This window comes from Salmonella sp. SAL4457, assembly GCF_046548235.1.
Lineage (GTDB): Bacteria > Pseudomonadota > Gammaproteobacteria > Enterobacterales > Enterobacteriaceae > Salmonella > Salmonella enterica.
The window spans coordinates 1-252 of the sequence record NZ_JBGDZO010000941.1 but is presented as its reverse complement, the minus strand read 5'-3'; the positions used below and the strand labels follow the sequence as shown (position 1 = coordinate 252).

General features: G+C 61.5%; 1 protein-coding gene. It reads right to left on the bottom strand.

Translation table 11 applies throughout. From position 1 onward, the window contains the following. Positions 1-181 (bottom strand): twin-arginine translocation signal domain-containing protein (locus ACLJNW_RS26970; protein ID WP_410961618.1); only part of this gene is annotated, 181 nt, incomplete at its 3' end. Positions 182-252 lie beyond the last annotated feature (71 nt).

The window sequence follows — 252 nt, the reverse complement described above, 5'->3', positions numbered from 1 at the left end:
GGCCCCAGCCATGGTGGCACTCGTAGGTGTGCTCGCCCGAGCCGATCACGGGCGTCTTTGAGCCGGCCTTGTCCTCCGCACCTAGTATCACAGGGCCGCAGGCTGCCGTGACAGCAGCAGCAGTGGTGGCTTTGAGGAACGTACGGCGGCTGGATGAACTGCCTGCGTGCTGGCTCGACATGAATGGGCTCCTGATAGGTGCTCTGGGATCGGAGATTATCTTCCACCTCAATTGGGCACGCAAGCTAACGA